Origin of the sequence: Anaerovibrio slackiae (assembly GCF_009695585.1) — a bacterium.
GTDB lineage: Bacteria > Bacillota > Negativicutes > Selenomonadales > Selenomonadaceae > Anaerovibrio > Anaerovibrio slackiae.
In genome coordinates this window covers 1-14,486 of sequence record NZ_VUNR01000045.1, presented here as the reverse complement: position 1 = coordinate 14,486, position 14,486 = coordinate 1, and the positions used below count along the sequence as shown (strand labels likewise).

General features: G+C 42.0%; 25 protein-coding genes, 3 tRNA genes and 1 rRNA gene. 17 read left to right on the top strand and 12 right to left on the bottom strand.

What is annotated here, in order from left to right; translation table 11 throughout:
- The first annotated feature begins 20 nt into the window (after positions 1-20).
- The 4 genes from rrf to FYJ84_RS13790 all read left to right on the top strand — a co-directional run bounded on the left by rrf (position 21) and on the right by FYJ84_RS13790 (position 436).
- Positions 21-137 (top strand): 5S ribosomal RNA (gene rrf / locus FYJ84_RS13805).
- A gap of 39 nt (positions 138-176) precedes the next feature.
- A tRNA-His gene (locus FYJ84_RS13800) sits at positions 177-252 on the top strand.
- A 9-nt stretch (positions 253-261) separates the two neighbouring features.
- Positions 262-337 (top strand) — tRNA-Trp (locus FYJ84_RS13795).
- 10 nt (positions 338-347) lie between these two features.
- Positions 348-436: transfer RNA gene (locus FYJ84_RS13790), tRNA-Ser, on the top strand.
- Between the two features lie 188 nt (positions 437-624).
- Here FYJ84_RS13790 and FYJ84_RS13785 read toward each other — a convergent pair.
- Both FYJ84_RS13785 and FYJ84_RS13780 read right to left on the bottom strand, forming a co-directional pair.
- Positions 625-1,788, bottom strand: coding sequence for a site-specific integrase (locus FYJ84_RS13785; protein ID WP_154408174.1), 1,164 nt, complete (start codon positions 1,786-1,788; stop codon positions 625-627).
- A gap of 26 nt (positions 1,789-1,814) precedes the next feature.
- Complete coding sequence (locus FYJ84_RS13780) at positions 1,815-2,117, bottom strand: helix-turn-helix domain-containing protein (RefSeq protein WP_154408173.1); 303 nt, start codon at positions 2,115-2,117, stop codon at positions 1,815-1,817.
- 248 nt (positions 2,118-2,365) lie between these two features.
- On the opposite strand from FYJ84_RS13780, the gene FYJ84_RS13775 reads away from it, so the two are divergent.
- The gene (locus tag FYJ84_RS13775; protein ID WP_154408172.1) at positions 2,366-2,578 is read left to right on the top strand and encodes a hypothetical protein; all 213 of its coding nucleotides are present in this window, start codon (positions 2,366-2,368) and stop codon (positions 2,576-2,578) included.
- A gap of 62 nt (positions 2,579-2,640) precedes the next feature.
- On the opposite strand, the gene FYJ84_RS13770 is transcribed toward FYJ84_RS13775, so the two are convergent.
- From FYJ84_RS13770 to FYJ84_RS13740, 7 genes are all read right to left on the bottom strand, one after another.
- Positions 2,641-2,874, bottom strand: coding sequence for a helix-turn-helix domain-containing protein (locus FYJ84_RS13770; protein ID WP_154408171.1), 234 nt, complete (start codon positions 2,872-2,874; stop codon positions 2,641-2,643).
- A 17-nt stretch (positions 2,875-2,891) separates the two neighbouring features.
- On the bottom strand, positions 2,892-3,269 hold the full coding sequence (locus FYJ84_RS14520) for an RpnC/YadD family protein (RefSeq protein WP_205764281.1): 378 nt from the start codon (positions 3,267-3,269) through the stop codon (positions 2,892-2,894).
- 432 nt (positions 3,270-3,701) lie between these two features.
- On the bottom strand, positions 3,702-3,869 hold the full coding sequence (locus FYJ84_RS13760) for a hypothetical protein (RefSeq protein ID WP_154408170.1): 168 nt from the start codon (positions 3,867-3,869) through the stop codon (positions 3,702-3,704).
- Between the two features lie 143 nt (positions 3,870-4,012).
- Complete coding sequence (gene vapD, locus FYJ84_RS13755) at positions 4,013-4,300, bottom strand: endoribonuclease VapD (protein ID WP_154408169.1); 288 nt, start codon at positions 4,298-4,300, stop codon at positions 4,013-4,015.
- Positions 4,301-4,428: 128 nt separating this feature from the next.
- On the bottom strand, positions 4,429-4,656 hold the full coding sequence (locus tag FYJ84_RS13750; protein WP_154408168.1) for a helix-turn-helix domain-containing protein: 228 nt from the start codon (positions 4,654-4,656) through the stop codon (positions 4,429-4,431).
- 17 nt (positions 4,657-4,673) lie between these two features.
- Positions 4,674-5,642 carry an Rpn family recombination-promoting nuclease/putative transposase gene (locus FYJ84_RS13745; RefSeq protein WP_154408167.1) on the bottom strand — a complete coding sequence of 323 codons (969 nt, stop codon included), beginning with the start codon at positions 5,640-5,642 and terminating at the stop codon, positions 4,674-4,676.
- Positions 5,643-5,825: 183 nt separating this feature from the next.
- The gene (locus tag FYJ84_RS13740) at positions 5,826-6,173 is read right to left on the bottom strand and encodes a helix-turn-helix domain-containing protein (RefSeq protein WP_328596400.1); all 348 of its coding nucleotides are present in this window, start codon (positions 6,171-6,173) and stop codon (positions 5,826-5,828) included.
- Positions 6,174-6,309: 136 nt separating this feature from the next.
- Here FYJ84_RS13740 and FYJ84_RS13735 point away from each other — a divergent pair, with 136 nt between their 5' ends.
- Positions 6,310-6,537, top strand: a complete 228-nt coding sequence (locus tag FYJ84_RS13735) for a helix-turn-helix transcriptional regulator (protein WP_154408166.1) — start codon at positions 6,310-6,312, stop codon at positions 6,535-6,537.
- 34 nt (positions 6,538-6,571) lie between these two features.
- Here FYJ84_RS13735 and FYJ84_RS13730 read toward each other — a convergent pair whose 3' ends face one another.
- Positions 6,572-7,762, bottom strand: coding sequence for an exodeoxyribonuclease VII large subunit (locus FYJ84_RS13730; RefSeq protein WP_154408165.1), 1,191 nt, complete (start codon positions 7,760-7,762; stop codon positions 6,572-6,574).
- A gap of 19 nt (positions 7,763-7,781) precedes the next feature.
- Positions 7,782-8,027 carry a helix-turn-helix domain-containing protein gene (locus FYJ84_RS13725; RefSeq protein WP_154408164.1) on the bottom strand — a complete coding sequence of 82 codons (246 nt, stop codon included), beginning with the start codon at positions 8,025-8,027 and terminating at the stop codon, positions 7,782-7,784.
- A gap of 103 nt (positions 8,028-8,130) precedes the next feature.
- Between FYJ84_RS13725 and FYJ84_RS15100 the strand changes: the two genes are divergently transcribed.
- Entirely contained in the window at positions 8,131-8,337 is a 207-nt protein-coding gene (locus FYJ84_RS15100; protein ID WP_154408163.1) for a helix-turn-helix domain-containing protein, read from the top strand.
- On the opposite strand, the gene FYJ84_RS13715 is transcribed toward FYJ84_RS15100, so the two are convergent.
- Entirely contained in the window at positions 8,338-8,559 is a 222-nt protein-coding gene (locus tag FYJ84_RS13715; protein WP_154408162.1) for a helix-turn-helix domain-containing protein, read from the bottom strand.
- A gap of 102 nt (positions 8,560-8,661) precedes the next feature.
- Between FYJ84_RS13715 and FYJ84_RS13710 the strand changes: the two genes are divergently transcribed.
- From FYJ84_RS13710 to FYJ84_RS13665, 10 genes are all read left to right on the top strand, one after another.
- Positions 8,662-8,877, top strand: a complete 216-nt coding sequence (locus FYJ84_RS13710; RefSeq protein WP_154408161.1) for a helix-turn-helix transcriptional regulator — start codon at positions 8,662-8,664, stop codon at positions 8,875-8,877.
- 23 nt (positions 8,878-8,900) lie between these two features.
- Positions 8,901-9,230 (top strand): DUF7694 domain-containing protein, encoded by a 330-nt coding sequence (locus FYJ84_RS13705; protein WP_154408160.1) that lies wholly within the window; start codon positions 8,901-8,903, stop codon positions 9,228-9,230.
- Positions 9,208-9,486: a helix-turn-helix transcriptional regulator gene (locus FYJ84_RS13700; protein ID WP_154408159.1), complete on the top strand. Its 279-nt coding sequence runs from the start codon at positions 9,208-9,210 to the stop codon at positions 9,484-9,486. The genes FYJ84_RS13705 and FYJ84_RS13700 overlap by 23 nt, the downstream gene beginning before the upstream one ends.
- A 655-nt stretch (positions 9,487-10,141) precedes the next feature.
- The gene (locus FYJ84_RS13695) at positions 10,142-10,579 is read left to right on the top strand and encodes a hypothetical protein (RefSeq protein ID WP_154408158.1); all 438 of its coding nucleotides are present in this window, start codon (positions 10,142-10,144) and stop codon (positions 10,577-10,579) included.
- A 14-nt stretch (positions 10,580-10,593) separates the two neighbouring features.
- The gene (locus FYJ84_RS13690) at positions 10,594-10,938 is read left to right on the top strand and encodes a hypothetical protein (RefSeq protein ID WP_154408157.1); all 345 of its coding nucleotides are present in this window, start codon (positions 10,594-10,596) and stop codon (positions 10,936-10,938) included.
- Positions 10,935-11,717: a ParA family protein gene (locus tag FYJ84_RS13685; protein WP_154408156.1), complete on the top strand. Its 783-nt coding sequence runs from the start codon at positions 10,935-10,937 to the stop codon at positions 11,715-11,717. Before FYJ84_RS13690 ends, FYJ84_RS13685 begins: the two co-directional genes overlap by 4 nt.
- Before the next feature lie 5 nt (positions 11,718-11,722).
- The gene (locus FYJ84_RS13680; RefSeq protein WP_154408155.1) at positions 11,723-13,048 is read left to right on the top strand and encodes a ParB/RepB/Spo0J family partition protein; all 1,326 of its coding nucleotides are present in this window, start codon (positions 11,723-11,725) and stop codon (positions 13,046-13,048) included.
- A gap of 23 nt (positions 13,049-13,071) precedes the next feature.
- On the top strand, positions 13,072-13,290 hold the full coding sequence (locus tag FYJ84_RS13675; RefSeq protein WP_154408154.1) for a hypothetical protein: 219 nt from the start codon (positions 13,072-13,074) through the stop codon (positions 13,288-13,290).
- Positions 13,291-13,388: 98 nt separating this feature from the next.
- Positions 13,389-13,769, top strand: a complete 381-nt coding sequence (locus FYJ84_RS13670) for a M23 family metallopeptidase (RefSeq protein ID WP_328596399.1) — start codon at positions 13,389-13,391, stop codon at positions 13,767-13,769.
- Positions 13,735-14,358, top strand: coding sequence for a replication initiator protein A (locus FYJ84_RS13665; RefSeq protein WP_154408152.1), 624 nt, complete (start codon positions 13,735-13,737; stop codon positions 14,356-14,358). Before FYJ84_RS13670 ends, FYJ84_RS13665 begins: the two co-directional genes overlap by 35 nt.
- Positions 14,359-14,486: the final 128 nt, after the last annotated feature.

The following is a 14,486-nucleotide window of genomic DNA, read 5'->3' as shown; positions in this document are numbered from 1 at the left end:
GAATGTATACAACAGCATAATCCGGTGATGATGGCTATGTGGCTCCACCTGTTCCCATTCCGAACACAGTAGTTAAGCACATAAACGCCGAAAGTACTTGGCTGGAGACGGCCTGGGAGGATAGGAAATCGCCGGTTCAGGACTTCTGAGGTAAAACTTGGGAGTTGTAAATAATGGCGGCCGTGGTGAAGTGGTTAACACACTGGATTGTGGCTCCAGCACGCGTGGGTTCGATCCCCACCGGTCGCCCCATTATTTCACAGGGGTATAGCTCAATTGGTAGAGCAACGGTCTCCAAAACCGTAGGTTGTGAGTTCGATTCTTACTGCCCCTGCCATTTTTTTCATGGAGCAGTACTCAAGAGGCTGAAGAGGACGGTTTGCTAAATCGTTAGGGTCGCAAGGCTGCGGAGGTTCGAATCCTCTCTGCTCCGCCATCTTGGAAAATGAAGCATCAAACTTCGGTTTGGTGCTTTTTTCTTGTTTGTGTGCACGTTGTGTGCACGGAAAAATTTTTTGTGAAATTTGTTGTTGTATAAAAATACATTTTTATGTAAAATTATAAAAGAACAGCGGACAGAGTCTATATTCTATCTGTAGAATATAACTGTCCGCTGTTTTAGTGTTATTTTTTTATTATTTGCTCCATAACATCAGCGCTTTCCCTCTCAACACTTTTCAACAAGTGTGAGTAGACAGTCTGTGTTACAGCTGTGCTGGCATGTCCCAGGCGTGCTGCAACAGTTTGGAGGTCCACGTTATTTGCAATAAGGTATGAAGCACTGCAGTGCCGTAGCGTATGTGGTGTTATATTCATCAATCCATATCGCTTTGTCATTGCTTTCAAATATCCGTTAAAGGCATCAGGATGACTTACTCTGCCAGTATGTGTTATGAAGATATACTCATCCTCGATACGTCCTACGCCTTCAAAAATACTTGTATTAACTATTTGTCGGTAATATGCCTCATACTCTATGCGATAATCCTTAAGCATGGATACAATCGTGTCCGAGAGAGAAATGACACGGGTAGAGGAAGGTGTTTTAGTTTCTTTGGCAGCGATCGTATGATTAACATTGGATATACTGCGCTGGATAGATAGTGTTTTTTCCTCAAAATTAATGTTGTTCCATTGGATGCCAAACAGCTCTCCTCGCCTTATGCCTGTGGAAAATGTCAGCATTACCCACACCCTGTGTTTCAGTGTTTCGTTTTCCAAAGCTGAAAACAATTTTGCCAGTTCATCTTTATCAGGAATTTGAGTATTGTTCCTATATCGCCATTTAGGAGGATCGATACCGTCCATCGGATTGACGAGTATAAAATGCCATTGCAAAGCTTTTTTGAATAAGCGTGATAGAAGCTCATGGTGCTTGCGTTTTGTTCTTCCTGAAAGAGTGCCTTTTCTTCCATTCAAACGTGGACATGTATCCAACTGCCTATAAAATGTTAGGATATGTGTAGTTTCTATTTTTGCAAGGGGGAGATTTCCCATGGCAGCCGAAATTCTCACAAAGCTAGAATCATAGCTTTCCAGTGTTTTAGGTGTTAGGAGTGTTTCATAATTATTCTTGAAATACTCATAAAACTCATTCAATGTCATAGCAGTCATGCCATATCCAGTCGGAAATTTTGTTTTTATCTTTTTAGTCATATCTGCTTCATATAACATTGCTTCTTTTTTAGTGTTAAACACTTTGGTAATGCGTATTTGCTTTCCAGTATTAGGATCTCGGCCATTACTTATTATGGCTCGCCACTTATTTCTAAATTTTCCTATAGCCATATTTACACCTACATTCTCTTATTGCCTTATATGCCAATGGTGGTGATACCTGGTACGGATGATATATTCTGACTCTCTTTTTTGGAAAATGTTTCTATAGTCCTGACACTTTCATCCGCTGCCCTTTTTATGAACTCCTGCAAGGATTCTGCATCAAAATAAATTCTCCGTCCGAATTTGATGAATGGCAGCCTATGCTTGTTTGCATCCCGTCTCAAAGATGCTGCACTGCGGCCACCGCCAAAGAAGATCTTTGCAGCTTCTTCCGGTGTCAGAAGTACCCTTGCTGGTATACCGTTTAGTCGTTCATCTGCATTTATGTTCAACATTTCGCTCACCTCATTGATAACTTTTATCAATGAAAATCAACAAGAGAATAAAAAAATAGCCTCCCGATAGGGAAGCTAATAAGCTTCCCTTGTCAGCACGGCTTTGCTCAAAAAAGAAGCTTGTACAAATACTATCATAGTTTTTGAAAAAAATCAATGACAATACAGGTAAAATGCGACAAATTTGTAATATTTTTTTCAGATTATAGTGTATAATAGAGCCATGATTTTTAGGAGGTGCATCTGATATGCCAGAAAAAGTAAACAGAGTAAGGGCAATTTTAGCCCAGAACGGTATCAACATCAAGAATCTTTGCTCAACAGATTCTGAATTGCAGGCTCCGGAGGTTGAGAAGCTTGTGCTGTATCTCAAAAAGACAGGCCTGACAAATGAGCAGGTGGAGGAATATCTCACTAACTTGAAGGTGGAGTTTCTCAATCTCATTGATGAGGAAAAATAGGGGAGTAAAGCAAAATACCGCTTGGTTGCTGTTAAGCGATACCAGGCGGTATTTTTGCGTGTTTACAGATAATGCACTTTCTTGTCCATAGTACGGCAGGTCAGATAATCCAGAGATACCTGGTAAAACTCTGCAAGAGCATAGAGATTTTTCAATACAGGATTTGCAGTACCTGATTCATACTTCACATAGGTTCTAAAAGCGATATTTGTGGCAGCAGCCACATCTTTCATCGTCATATTATGGTCAGCGCGGAGCAACTTTAGCCGTTCAGCAATTTTGTCTGAAAAATCCATAGGTAACAGCCTTTCAGTTACAGGACAGCAGCTTTTTTGCTGATAGCCATTACCTGCTCTACTGTCAGCTTTGCAATCCTGGTAATCATTTCAACACTAAGATTTTCTCTAAGCATGTTCAGAACCATTTCTGTCTTGGTCTTTTCAATGCCACGAGCCTCGCCACGAGCTTCACCACGAGCTTCACCACGAGCCTCACCACGGGCTTCGCCTTCCGCTACTATTTTATCCAATACTTCACACATACTAGTTCCCTCCATTTCAGATGCAGTATTTCCCACACATTCTGCATAGCGTATATCCTTGGTAAGAACGGACATTAATTTCAGCAAGCTGTCCGGATGCTGCATTTTCTTGTTGGATGGTATATACCGCTTGCCACTGTTACGCTTCACAAAATAATATTCTCACCGCCTGATAAAAAAATATATTAAGTATATACTATATTTGCAAAATCTGCTATACTATCCCTGTTGCTCCCTCCAATCTGGCAACAGAAAGGGGGTGTTTTGTCAATGGAAAAACTATCCAATTTTCTAATCTCCGTTATGGCAAGTGTGGTTGGCTACTACATTTGCAAATGGCTAGACGGTAGATTGTGAGCAACTAACCTGGGCTTGCTCTTGCCCTGAAAAGATAAGAACCCCCGAAGAGTGGCTACCTCTTCGGGGGTTCGCTGTTTCGTCAAGGAACTATCCAACTTCCTAACTCACCTTAAGTATACCATTCAATAATATTTATTGCAAGTCTGCTACATGAAATTTTTCTTAATATGGGTAACGGCGGGAGATGTTGCATGGCAAAATCCATAGTAAAGGCCCTTTCAGTTAAAGGACAGCAGCTTTCTTACCAATAGCCATTACTTGATCTACTGTCAGCTTTGCAATCCTGGCAATCATTTCCACACTAAGATTTTCTTTTAGCATGTTTAGAACCATTTCAGTTTTTGTCTTTTCAATGCCACGGGCTTCTATTCTATCCAATACTTCACACATAGTAGTTACCTCCGTTTCTGATGCAGTATTTCCCGCACATTCCGCATATCGTATATCCTTTATTGGAACAAATATAAAATTTAGCAGGTTGTCAGAATGCTATAGGCTAAACGGCAGACAGTGAGCGACTAACTTGGACGTAACTATTCTCCTCTGACGATTTCCGTGAAGTCAGACCAGTCTTCAACTTTGAAAGCCCTAATGTCTCTCACGCTGTTTTTGAACCAGTCAATACGGGACAATTTGTTGATTGCTTTGTACACAGTTGTCAAGCTGTCTTTCTCGCTGCTGTTGATGTACACGCTTCCCTGGGTCCATTCAAACCCTAACGCTTCCAGCTCTTGGCGAACTTCGTCATATGCTCTGTTGTATGGGTCTCCGTATTCCTTCTTCAAATCGTCAATCTTCAAGTCAAAAGCTATTGCATACATAGTATTCATCTCCTTTTACTCTCATTGGTACAGTATATCACATTTAGGGTGCTGCTTAATGCTTACACAGGTTCATGTATTAAACATGTCAATGCAATATGTATAAAATTCGCTTTTTTTTCGACATATTAATGCACTTTCTTGTCCATAGTACGGCAGGTCAGATAATCCAGAGATACCTGGTAAAACTCTGCAAGAGCATAGAGATTTTTCAATACAGGATTTGCAGTACCTGATTCATACTTCACATAGGTTCTAAAAGCGATATTTGTGGCAGCAGCAACCTCTTTCATCGTCATATTGTGTTCAGCGCGGAGCAGCTTTAGCCGTTCAGCAATTTTGTCTGAAAAATCCATAGGTAACAGCCTTTCAGTTACAGGACAGCAGCTTTTTTGCTGATAGCCATTACCTGCTCTACTGTCAGCTTTGCAATTCTGGCAATCATTTCAACACTAAGATTTTCTCTAAGCATGTTCAGAACCATTTCTGTCTTGGTCTTTTCAATGCCACGAGCTTCGCCACGGGCTTCGCCACGAGCTTCCCCACGAGCTTCCCCACGAGCTTCCCCACGGGCTTCGCCTTCCGCTACTATTTTATCCAATACTTCACACATACTAGTTCCCTCCATTTCAGATGCAGTATTTCCCACACATTCTGCATAGCGTATATCCTTGGTAAGAACAGACATTAATTTCAGCAAGCTGTCCGGATGCTGCATTTTCTTGTTGGATGGTATATACCGCTTGCCACTATTAAGCTGTACAAAATAATCTGCTATAATCTGGAAATCGCCCTTATATTTCTTGACCTGCTCAGGTGTGAGCCTTGGTACATCTATGAGATTGATTTTGAAGTCATTGACAAATGGCTTCAGGAAATCAGGCACGTCCACCACATCATACAGGCATAACGGCTTTTTCCAAGGCGTTTTGCCGAAATACAGTACCAGAGTTATGACAGGGTATCGCCTGTTGCGTATCTTACGCTTTTTGCCAGTCGCTTTATCAATCACAATTTTATCCTGGTTAAGTTCGTCACGATAAGAAACACCGTCATAGCCAAAAACTCTTATGGGCATATCCAGGTCTATGGCAATTTGATTTTCAAAACCAACCAGGGCAAGGCGCAGATTGCATTTTATGTCCATGCAGTACTTTGCCACATCACGTTCCAGCTCATGGATTGTACCATCGTCAGCTTTGTATTGAGAAAAAGGCTGGGCATCCACAAGGCTTTCTGCCTTAATCCGTTCCTGGCCGTCAAACAGGCTGCCATTGACAATATCTGCCACTACATCATTGTATGCTTCAAAATTTTTCTGGGTAATATCTTTTTCTCCCATTATACTCACCACCTATTGATATTGTATCTCAGGAGTTCTGTGAAAGTCAATATAAGGAAAAAACGTTCTGTTCAATTTGGACAGAATATATATTTGTTAATGGCTGGGAGTATGTACAACATTAATGCTAATGCTTTCCATGAAGGGCGAGCCAGATTTTCAGCTTCTGGGATATGAAATGTATCACTTCCCGGCAACAGCCTTGCTGTTATTCTTTTGGGCATTTAGATAATCAAGATAGTTTTCCACTTCGGCTGCGGTTTCAGTGTCCGCTATGCTGATTTTATTTTGAAGTCGTTGTTGAGCCGTTTCAGGTTCAATGTCATTACATGCAGCAGGTGCATTTGAACGACCTAAAAGATAATCAACACTTACGCCAAAATAGTCAGCCATTTTTAGCAACATATCTATCTTGGGTTCACGTTGCCCATTTTCATAGAAGTTGTATGATTGCCTGCTGATATGTAAAATTTCAGCCATCTCTGCCTGGCTTTTCTTTTTTTGTTCTCTCAATCTCTTTAAACACTTCACTTCTTAACACCTCAGAATAATTATAACAACAATTTGTTGACATAACTATTAGTGCAACAACAAGTAGCTATGCTACTTGTTGTTGACAAAATTATTCTGAGATAGTATTATATGCAGTAAGAAAGGGGAGAGCGAAATGAAAGCTTGGTTAAAAGCGTTGCGATATGAGAAAAAGCTACGTCAACAAGATGTAGCACAAGCTGCATCCATAAGCAGGCAGTTTTATAACTTGATTGAGAATGATTCAAGAAGACCATCGCCAGAGGCGGCAAAACGTATTGCAGGAGTCCTGGGGTTCCCGGACAAGTGGTACATGCTCCTGGAGAATGCTCCTGCGGAGCAGCTGACATTGTTTTCAGGATAAAAAAATTCCCTGCTGGTATAGCAGGGAAGGAAATCTATATATTTAGTATGCGAGAAATGATGCCACGCTTCCGGAGTGATTCTATTTCAGCAAGCAATGCTTTGTTTTTGGCAGCAAGTTCTTTATTTTCCGTTAGCAGTCTATCATATTCTTCCTGAAGATCATCATAATCTGCTTTAGGGACAGTTGCTTCTTTGTCTGTTTCTCTTTGAATGGCAAAGAATTTGCGGTACTCTCTATTAAGAAATTCAGCGGCAGCAGTAGGAGTAGGGGCACCAAAAGAAGATAAATCTCTAGCCAACAGGAGATCGTTTTTATGCCCTATGCCGGTTACAATCGGTGTCTGAGATTTGGTGATTGCGTTTAATAGGGGGATGTCGTTGTACTTGCATAAATCTTCGGCATCACCCCCACCGCGTACAATGCAAATCACATCAGCTATTTCTTCAGCATCAATATGCTCAATCTGTTCAATAATCTCAGGTATATTATTCATATTGACATAAAAAGCTTGCATCTGCTGTTTTAGTGATTTGTGAAGTGCCTGGCGAAAGTCGGCGGCACCGTGGTTATTGCCACATATCAAGGCAATATTTGGTCGTGGCCTGGAGAAAGAGAATTCTTTAGGTGTATAAGTTTTATATATGCTGGCCAACTTATTGTAGGTTTTATCTCTGGTGCAAGGCCCCAAAACGTCTATGCTTTTTGCCTTCAACTTCAGACAAGCTCGCGCAGAATCTATGGAAACCGTAACAAGGGCTTTTATTCTAAGATTATTTAAATCGTCCAATGAGTAAGAGATAGAGCTATTCTCCAATGTTGTTTTGTCTATGAATAGCTTTTTAGCCTTGGCTAAATCATGATTATCCAGAAAATCAAATAAGGAATACATGTGTTGCTCATTATAATATCCATTTACAATATCACCTTCTACCAGGTAATGTTTTGTTCCCAGAGTGAGCTCTTTAGATAGATTATTGATGAAGTCGTTAAAGTCATTACAGGCAACAATAGCGAGCTCTCTCATGAATTTATCTTTTTCCTGTAGTGAGGAAAAGGGCAATTTGCCTAAAGCATTTCTGTCAAGTATATCCAAGTCAACATGCCAAGTCCAATAGTCTCTAGTTTCGTTTGGGGGCACATTTCTTATTCCCTGGATTCTTGCGTTAGATAAAAGCTTGGAAAAGTCTTTAGAATAATCAGTTTGTTTTATTATTATAGTCATGTTGAAAGCTCCTAACTATTTACTTATTGACTTCTGGTTTATTGGTTCTGCCAACAAGGTAATCTAAGCTGACACCTAAGTGTTCTGCTAAAGCATACAGGTTTGACATGCTTGGTTCTTGTACAGCAGCTTCGTAATATTGATAGCCTCTGAGTGTAATACCAGCGGAATCTGCCATTTCTTGTTGCTTTATTTTTAATGACTTTCTTGTAGTTTTTAGTCGTTTAGAAAATATTTGTTTTAAATTTTCAGTTGAAGAAACCATTTTATCCTCCGAAAATAACTTGACACGAATTAAAATTCATAGTAATATACTCCACAAGAGATATGAATTTTTATTCATATTAATAAATAAAGGGGTGGTGATAATGAAAAATCAAAAATTAATCAATGCTAGATGCCAAAGAGGTCTTACCCAAGTAGAATTAGCTCAACGAGCCAATCTAACAGTAAGAGGTTATCAAAACTTTGAACATGGGGTTCAATCTCCCAACATAGAGACAGCTATTTGCATTGCAAATACCCTAGGTATATATGACCTCCGCAAAATCTGGGATTCGAACTTGGAAGCATGATTATCTGTTGATTTCTGGCTTGTTGGTTCTTCCAACAAGGTAGTCTATTGACACATTATAGAATTCAGCTAGTAAAAGAGTTTTGGATGTAGGTGGATCTATTTCTCCTTTTTCATATCGCTGATAATTTCTATATGAAATTTGCAATAAAGCTGCAATATCTTTAGCCATAATGTTTTGTTTTTCGCGAAGTTCTTTTAAGCGGTTTGTGTAATTTGACATAGAACCTCCAATAATATGTTGACATAGGTCTGAAAATGTCCTATAATACACAATACGATAGGACAAAACATGACCTATTAGAAAGTTAAGGGGTGGTGATTAATGAAATTAAAAAAATATCGTGCCCAGAAGTATACGCAGAAGGAGATGGCAATGGCTTTAAACCTGTCCGAGCGACAGTATCGCCGCATAGAGAAGGGAACAAGTTTGCCAAATATCTTAACGGCTATGCAAATAGCAGATATGCTAAATGTTTATGACCTTCGTAAAATCTGGGATTTCAAACCTGAAGCCATGACTCGCCAATCAATTTATTAAAGATTGAGAACAGGAGCAAAGCCATGAAAAATAACGAAGAAATCGCCAAAACCGCTGGATTAAAAATCAGCAGTATGTCAGACGAGCAAAGCGTAGGCTCTTTTGACATTTCAGGAAAGGATATAGCTGTAGCTTGGAAGCGTGACAAGCATAATCACTATGAGATAGTGTCTGCATCTCCCAAGGATGCCAGTTATCTCACCTGGACAGAAATTCATATTATCAGGGACACATTTTTCCAAGATAATGAAGTGTGTGTCCAAATATTTGATAAGGAAAAAGAAGGCAAAGGTATAACGAAGAATTGCCTGCATCTCTGGCGGCGTACTGATGGCAAAGATTATCTGCATTGATTTTCAGAATTTGCTTATTTTCTATATTGTAAGCGAAATAGAGGTGAATATTATGGATTTTCCAATCATCAATAATCTAAAAGCCTTGCGACAGGCAGCAGGCTACTCACAGGAAGAAGTAGCTGATGCAGCCGGTGTTGCCATCAAGGCATATAATCGGTACGAATACGGCATCCGGGAACCGAAGGTCAGGATTGCCAATCGTATTGCCAGATTTCTGAATACCACTACGGACCAGATCTGGAGCAGTTATTAGCCACTAACCACGAGCTATAGGCAGCAAAAAGGCAGTTCCTGCTAAAGATTTATTCTTCTTATCTACTCCAAGGGTAAAATCACCGGCGATGCCGAACATCATCGTCGCTTGCTGTCTATAGCTGGTGGCTAGTGACCACCAGTAGCTTATTTACACCTCTTATTTCCTAGCAGGCAGCATAGTCTCGGCGTTGCCTGCTAAACCACTTATCTTATGGGCACCAATCTGAATTCAGGCTGATGCCTGTAAAATAGGCGGTTTTCGCCTATACTCCGATAAAACCGTAATATCCCAAGGGAGCTGATTTATGGCACACTAAAAGCGTGCAAGGCGCGCAAAAAAACGAACTAAATGATCAAAACTAAATATCAAAAAAACCGCTTGTTTCGATTTCGCAGATCGGACAAGCAAGCAGCCTCCGAAGTAAACACATGACGTGGACACACAGAGGCTGGGTTCATCGCCCTGGGGAGTACAGATTCGCAGTCTCCTTCCCAGGACAATGAGCCAAAACAACGGTTATATCTGATTCGCAGTCAGATATAACTACATTATACCAAAAATTCAATAAAAATGAAAATCATACAGCACGGCTTTGCTCAAAAAATGAATCAGGAGAAATTTTATTGCCAGATGTACAGGGAGGTATGAGAATATGGCAGGAAACAGCATGGTCATTGATGGTGCAAGAATCAATGATGAAATGATTTTTGTAGGGCAGAATTACAAAAACAAGCAGGTCTACAAGATTGAGTCAACTTCCACCTCCCAGGACAGGGAGACGGTAGAAGAAGTGGTTTTGCTGTCAACAGACCGCATAATTGCTGTCATGCGAAACTTTACAGATACTCAGTCACGGCTGGAATATAAGCCAGGGACTACGGTAGTAGAAAAGATTACGTTTCATGGCAACGAGTATCGTATAGGCCAGCGTGTCAATGGTCTGCCAATAAAAAGAATAGGTGTATTTCGCACAGACAATGCACCTGACAACAGGATTTATTTTTCTGATACTGCTGGCAATTATATTGCGTATGAGGAAATGTGCGATTATGTTGAAATTTGGTACAGGCCATATTCATTGCCATTCTAAGCCGGAGGCATGAAATGGAAAACGCGGAGAGCATAGAATATCTGAAAAAACGCATAGCCAGCCTGGAGATGGATTTACATTCCTCCCATCAGAAGCAGCATGTCTTGTTGTCCAAAAATCTGGCTGCCGAAAAGAAGCTCAGGAATATGGAGGCGATTTTTGCAGCTAATCAGCATGACACGCTGGAAGCATTGGTGGATAACTTTATCACAGATGGCAGGGTAGTTTTAAAGAAAATTTCCCAGCAGGTGCATATTATTGAGTTTGATGTGGAGAACGCAGCGAGCCTGCAAAAGATGATTGATTACCTGCAGCACGTGATTGCGGAGCTGGAGAGTTTAAAGGAGAATTATCAATGAAGACAATAAGTTTTATAAATCTGAAAGGTGGCGTAGGCAAGACCACCATATCTGTGAATTTTGCCTATGCAGTAGCGAAGATGTATGGAGAGAAAATACTGTTTATCGACAATGATAAGCAGGGCAATGCCACGGACTGGCTCAGCAGGCACGATGGAAGCGAGTATGGCAGCATTACCCACATCCTGATGGGAGATGTGACGGCAGATAACATTCAGGAAGCTATCCAGCCTACAGTGCATGAGAATATTGACCTGATTGCAGGTGACATGGGGATTATCGAAGCTCATGCCAAGCTGCTGAAGTCGGACAACATCAACCAGGCAACGGTCATCCGGGATGCGCTGGAGCCGGTGACAGATAAGTACAAGCTGTGCATTATCGACAATCCGCCGGATATTAATCTGTCAGTATTCAACACACTTTCCATCACGGATGATGTGGTGATTGTGACAACTACGGAGAAGGACTCCCTGGATGGCATGTACCTTATGCTGCAGCAGGTGAAGTCATTGCAGCAGTATAATCCATACTTGAACCTCAAAGGCCTGCTTATTAATCAGTACCTGACCAGTGCTGCAAATTATAATCTGTTTGACAGATTACAGCAGGAACAGCTGCCAATTTTCAATACCAAAATCAGATATGCCAGCCAGAAGGCAAAGAGGCACATGGATATGGCACGTAAAGAAGGCAAGACATTGCTGGAGAAGTCTCCTAACTGTCATGTTGCAAGGGATATAATCAAGTTTACCAAGGAATTTTTCGGGGAGAGGTGATAGGGATGGCATTGCCGAAATATAGTGGCGGCCTGGCAGATTATCTTAATTCTAACACCAGGGCTGCTATCAGCAATATGGGAACGCGAGTGGAAAATATAGATTTCCAGAATCTTATCCCCCATGAAAATAATTTCTACGGCATGAGGGATATTCCATCCTTGGCAAAGGACATGCGCATGTCCAACTGGGTTGAGCCGCTACGAGTACAGAAAGCTCAGGAGCCGGGCAAGTATATTATCCTTTCCGGGGAGAGGCGTTACCGGGCAGTTATGTACCGATATGAGCATGGTGAAATTGAGAGCCGGGATATACCGTGCATTGTCACAGAAACTCCCACAGGAAATGAGCTGCTAACAGCAGGAATGCAGACGGATATTGCTATCATCATGGCAAACTCCCACCGGGTAAAGAATTTTTCGGAGAAGCTTCAGGAAATTGAAGTGCTGGAGCCCATGGCGAGGATTTACTACCAGAAGGCAAAGGAAGAAGGGAGTTATGCCGGTGCTTTCAGGGATTACTTTGCGGAGCAGATTTTAAATATCAGTGCAACGCAGCTGCAACGGCTGCGCTCTCTTCGGTCTTTGCTGGAGGATTTCCTGCGCTTGCTGGATGATGGCAAAATTACCAGGCGTGCTGCCGAGGAACTGGCACGGCATACTGCGGATGAGCAGCTGGCTTTTCAAAACGCTATGAAAAATTTTAACAGGGAATGTGATTTTGATTATGACGATGTGGTAGCTTACTTTCATATTTCATCAGAGCCTGTTAAGGCGGATGCCCCTGAGGACTCTGATGATGTAGCGAAGGATGCTGAAGATGGCAATAGCGGGGAAGGCAGCAGTCAATCGGAGTATGACGAGGCATCAGAGCCTGTTCGGGACAATCCAGTGTCAGGCATAGACGAGGGAGGCGAGGCCTGTGCAGAGCCTGACATGGAAGATGAGCCGGAAATAAACGGCAGGCTACAACAGGATAGTATCGATGACGATGATGATAAAGCTTCTGATGCTTTTTCTGGCAATCAGGGCAGAGTTGCTGAATATGGCCGGGAGGAAGATGAGATGCCGTCATTAACGCAGAATGCGAAAGATGATGGAGATGAGGCACTGGTTGCAACGGAAAATGTCAGCAGCCCTGTTACCCAGGCTGCTTTGGATGATATTGCCAATAGCGGCATGGCGTTTGTCGTAAAATACCTGGAAAAGGGCATGAAAGAAAGCGAGGAAATGCTGCTGATTGCCAGGGAAGCTGGGGAGGAAGTGAGCATCGCCCAGTATGAGATGGAGGTGGCTTCTTTCAAAAATGCTATTGTAAGGTTGTCCCATTAACAGGTCAAGAATGGAGGATTTTTATGTTGGAAACGTTAAAGAATTTGCAGCAGTCAGAGGAAGTGCTTGAAGACTATGAGCATGAGGATGGCAGGCAGGTTATGGATGTCAGCGATACCATCCCAGAAGATGAATTTTACGGTCAGGTGATTTATGCCGGGGAGGAGCATGGCCTGGTATCTCCAAAGGAATATGAGCTTATCCAGAAGGAGCAGGGGCAGAAAGCTGATGACACGGAGTGACGAGGGCATACAAGGCGATTAAATCTTTGTTCACAATATCTATCATATCTGCGTTGACATTTACATTCATGAATTTCACTTATGCAGAAGCTCATGATTTGCCGGTAACGTCACCCTTTGGGTGGCGTTACCATCCTATAGACGGGCAGTACAAGTTTCATACAGGGGTGGATCTCGGCTATGGCTATGGTGATGGTGTTCCTGCCCTGTTCTATGGGCAGGTGGTGGCTGCTGGTGACTATGGAGATGGCTACGGGTATCAGGTGATGCTGTATCATCCTGAAACTGATACTTATACAAAGTATTGCCATCTCAGCAGTGTTTATGTTGCAGTAGGAGATTGCGTGGTACAAGGGCATATTATTGGCAGTGTAGGCTCCAGTGGATATTCCACGGGGCCTCATTTACATCTTGAGTATATTGTGCGTGGTGCAGGAGGACAGTATGAATTTGCTGATCCGCTGCAGCTATGGATGTGAAAAGAATAAAAAGAAGAAGGAGCGGAGCATCATGGGCGAGCGGTTTAACATCAAGGACATAGACAAGGAACGGTATATAGCTATACCGATGGCACTATTTACACAGGAGAACTATGCAGGGCTGGACAACACAGCCAGGCTGATTTATGGTTTCTTGAAGTCCCGGTTAAATCTCAGCCGTATCAACAGGTGGTTTGATGAGAATGGCGATATTTTTTTTATTGCCAAAATCTCCGAGATGGCGGATTTCTTCGGCATCTCAAAAGGCTCTGTCTCCAAAAAGATGGCGATGCTGGAAGAAGCCGGGCTATTGGAACGCAAAAAGATGGGTGGGCATCAGGCTGATCGCCTTTATCTGAGGAAGATAAGCTCTGCCAATGTAAACCTGCAGCATAATGTTCAAGTGCCGTTAGAGAGCAGCATTGCACCATCAGAAGAAGTTATCCACAATGAGTACGGCTGTGACAATCCAGAGTTTCCTGCAGGAAACCCTGAGCCATCATGTCATTGCCAGAGTTTCCCGGAGGAAACACAGCAGCTTTCAGAGTTTCCGTCAGGAAACCCTCAGATTGTTGACAAACTAGCATAAAGCACTCCATTCATGGTAAAATATTATTATGATTGGGGTGTTTTTATGTATAAGAAAAAGAATCGTGCAAAACAACATCAGATGCAGTTCATAACGCTGGATGACCTTGTTCCAGCAGATCATATTCT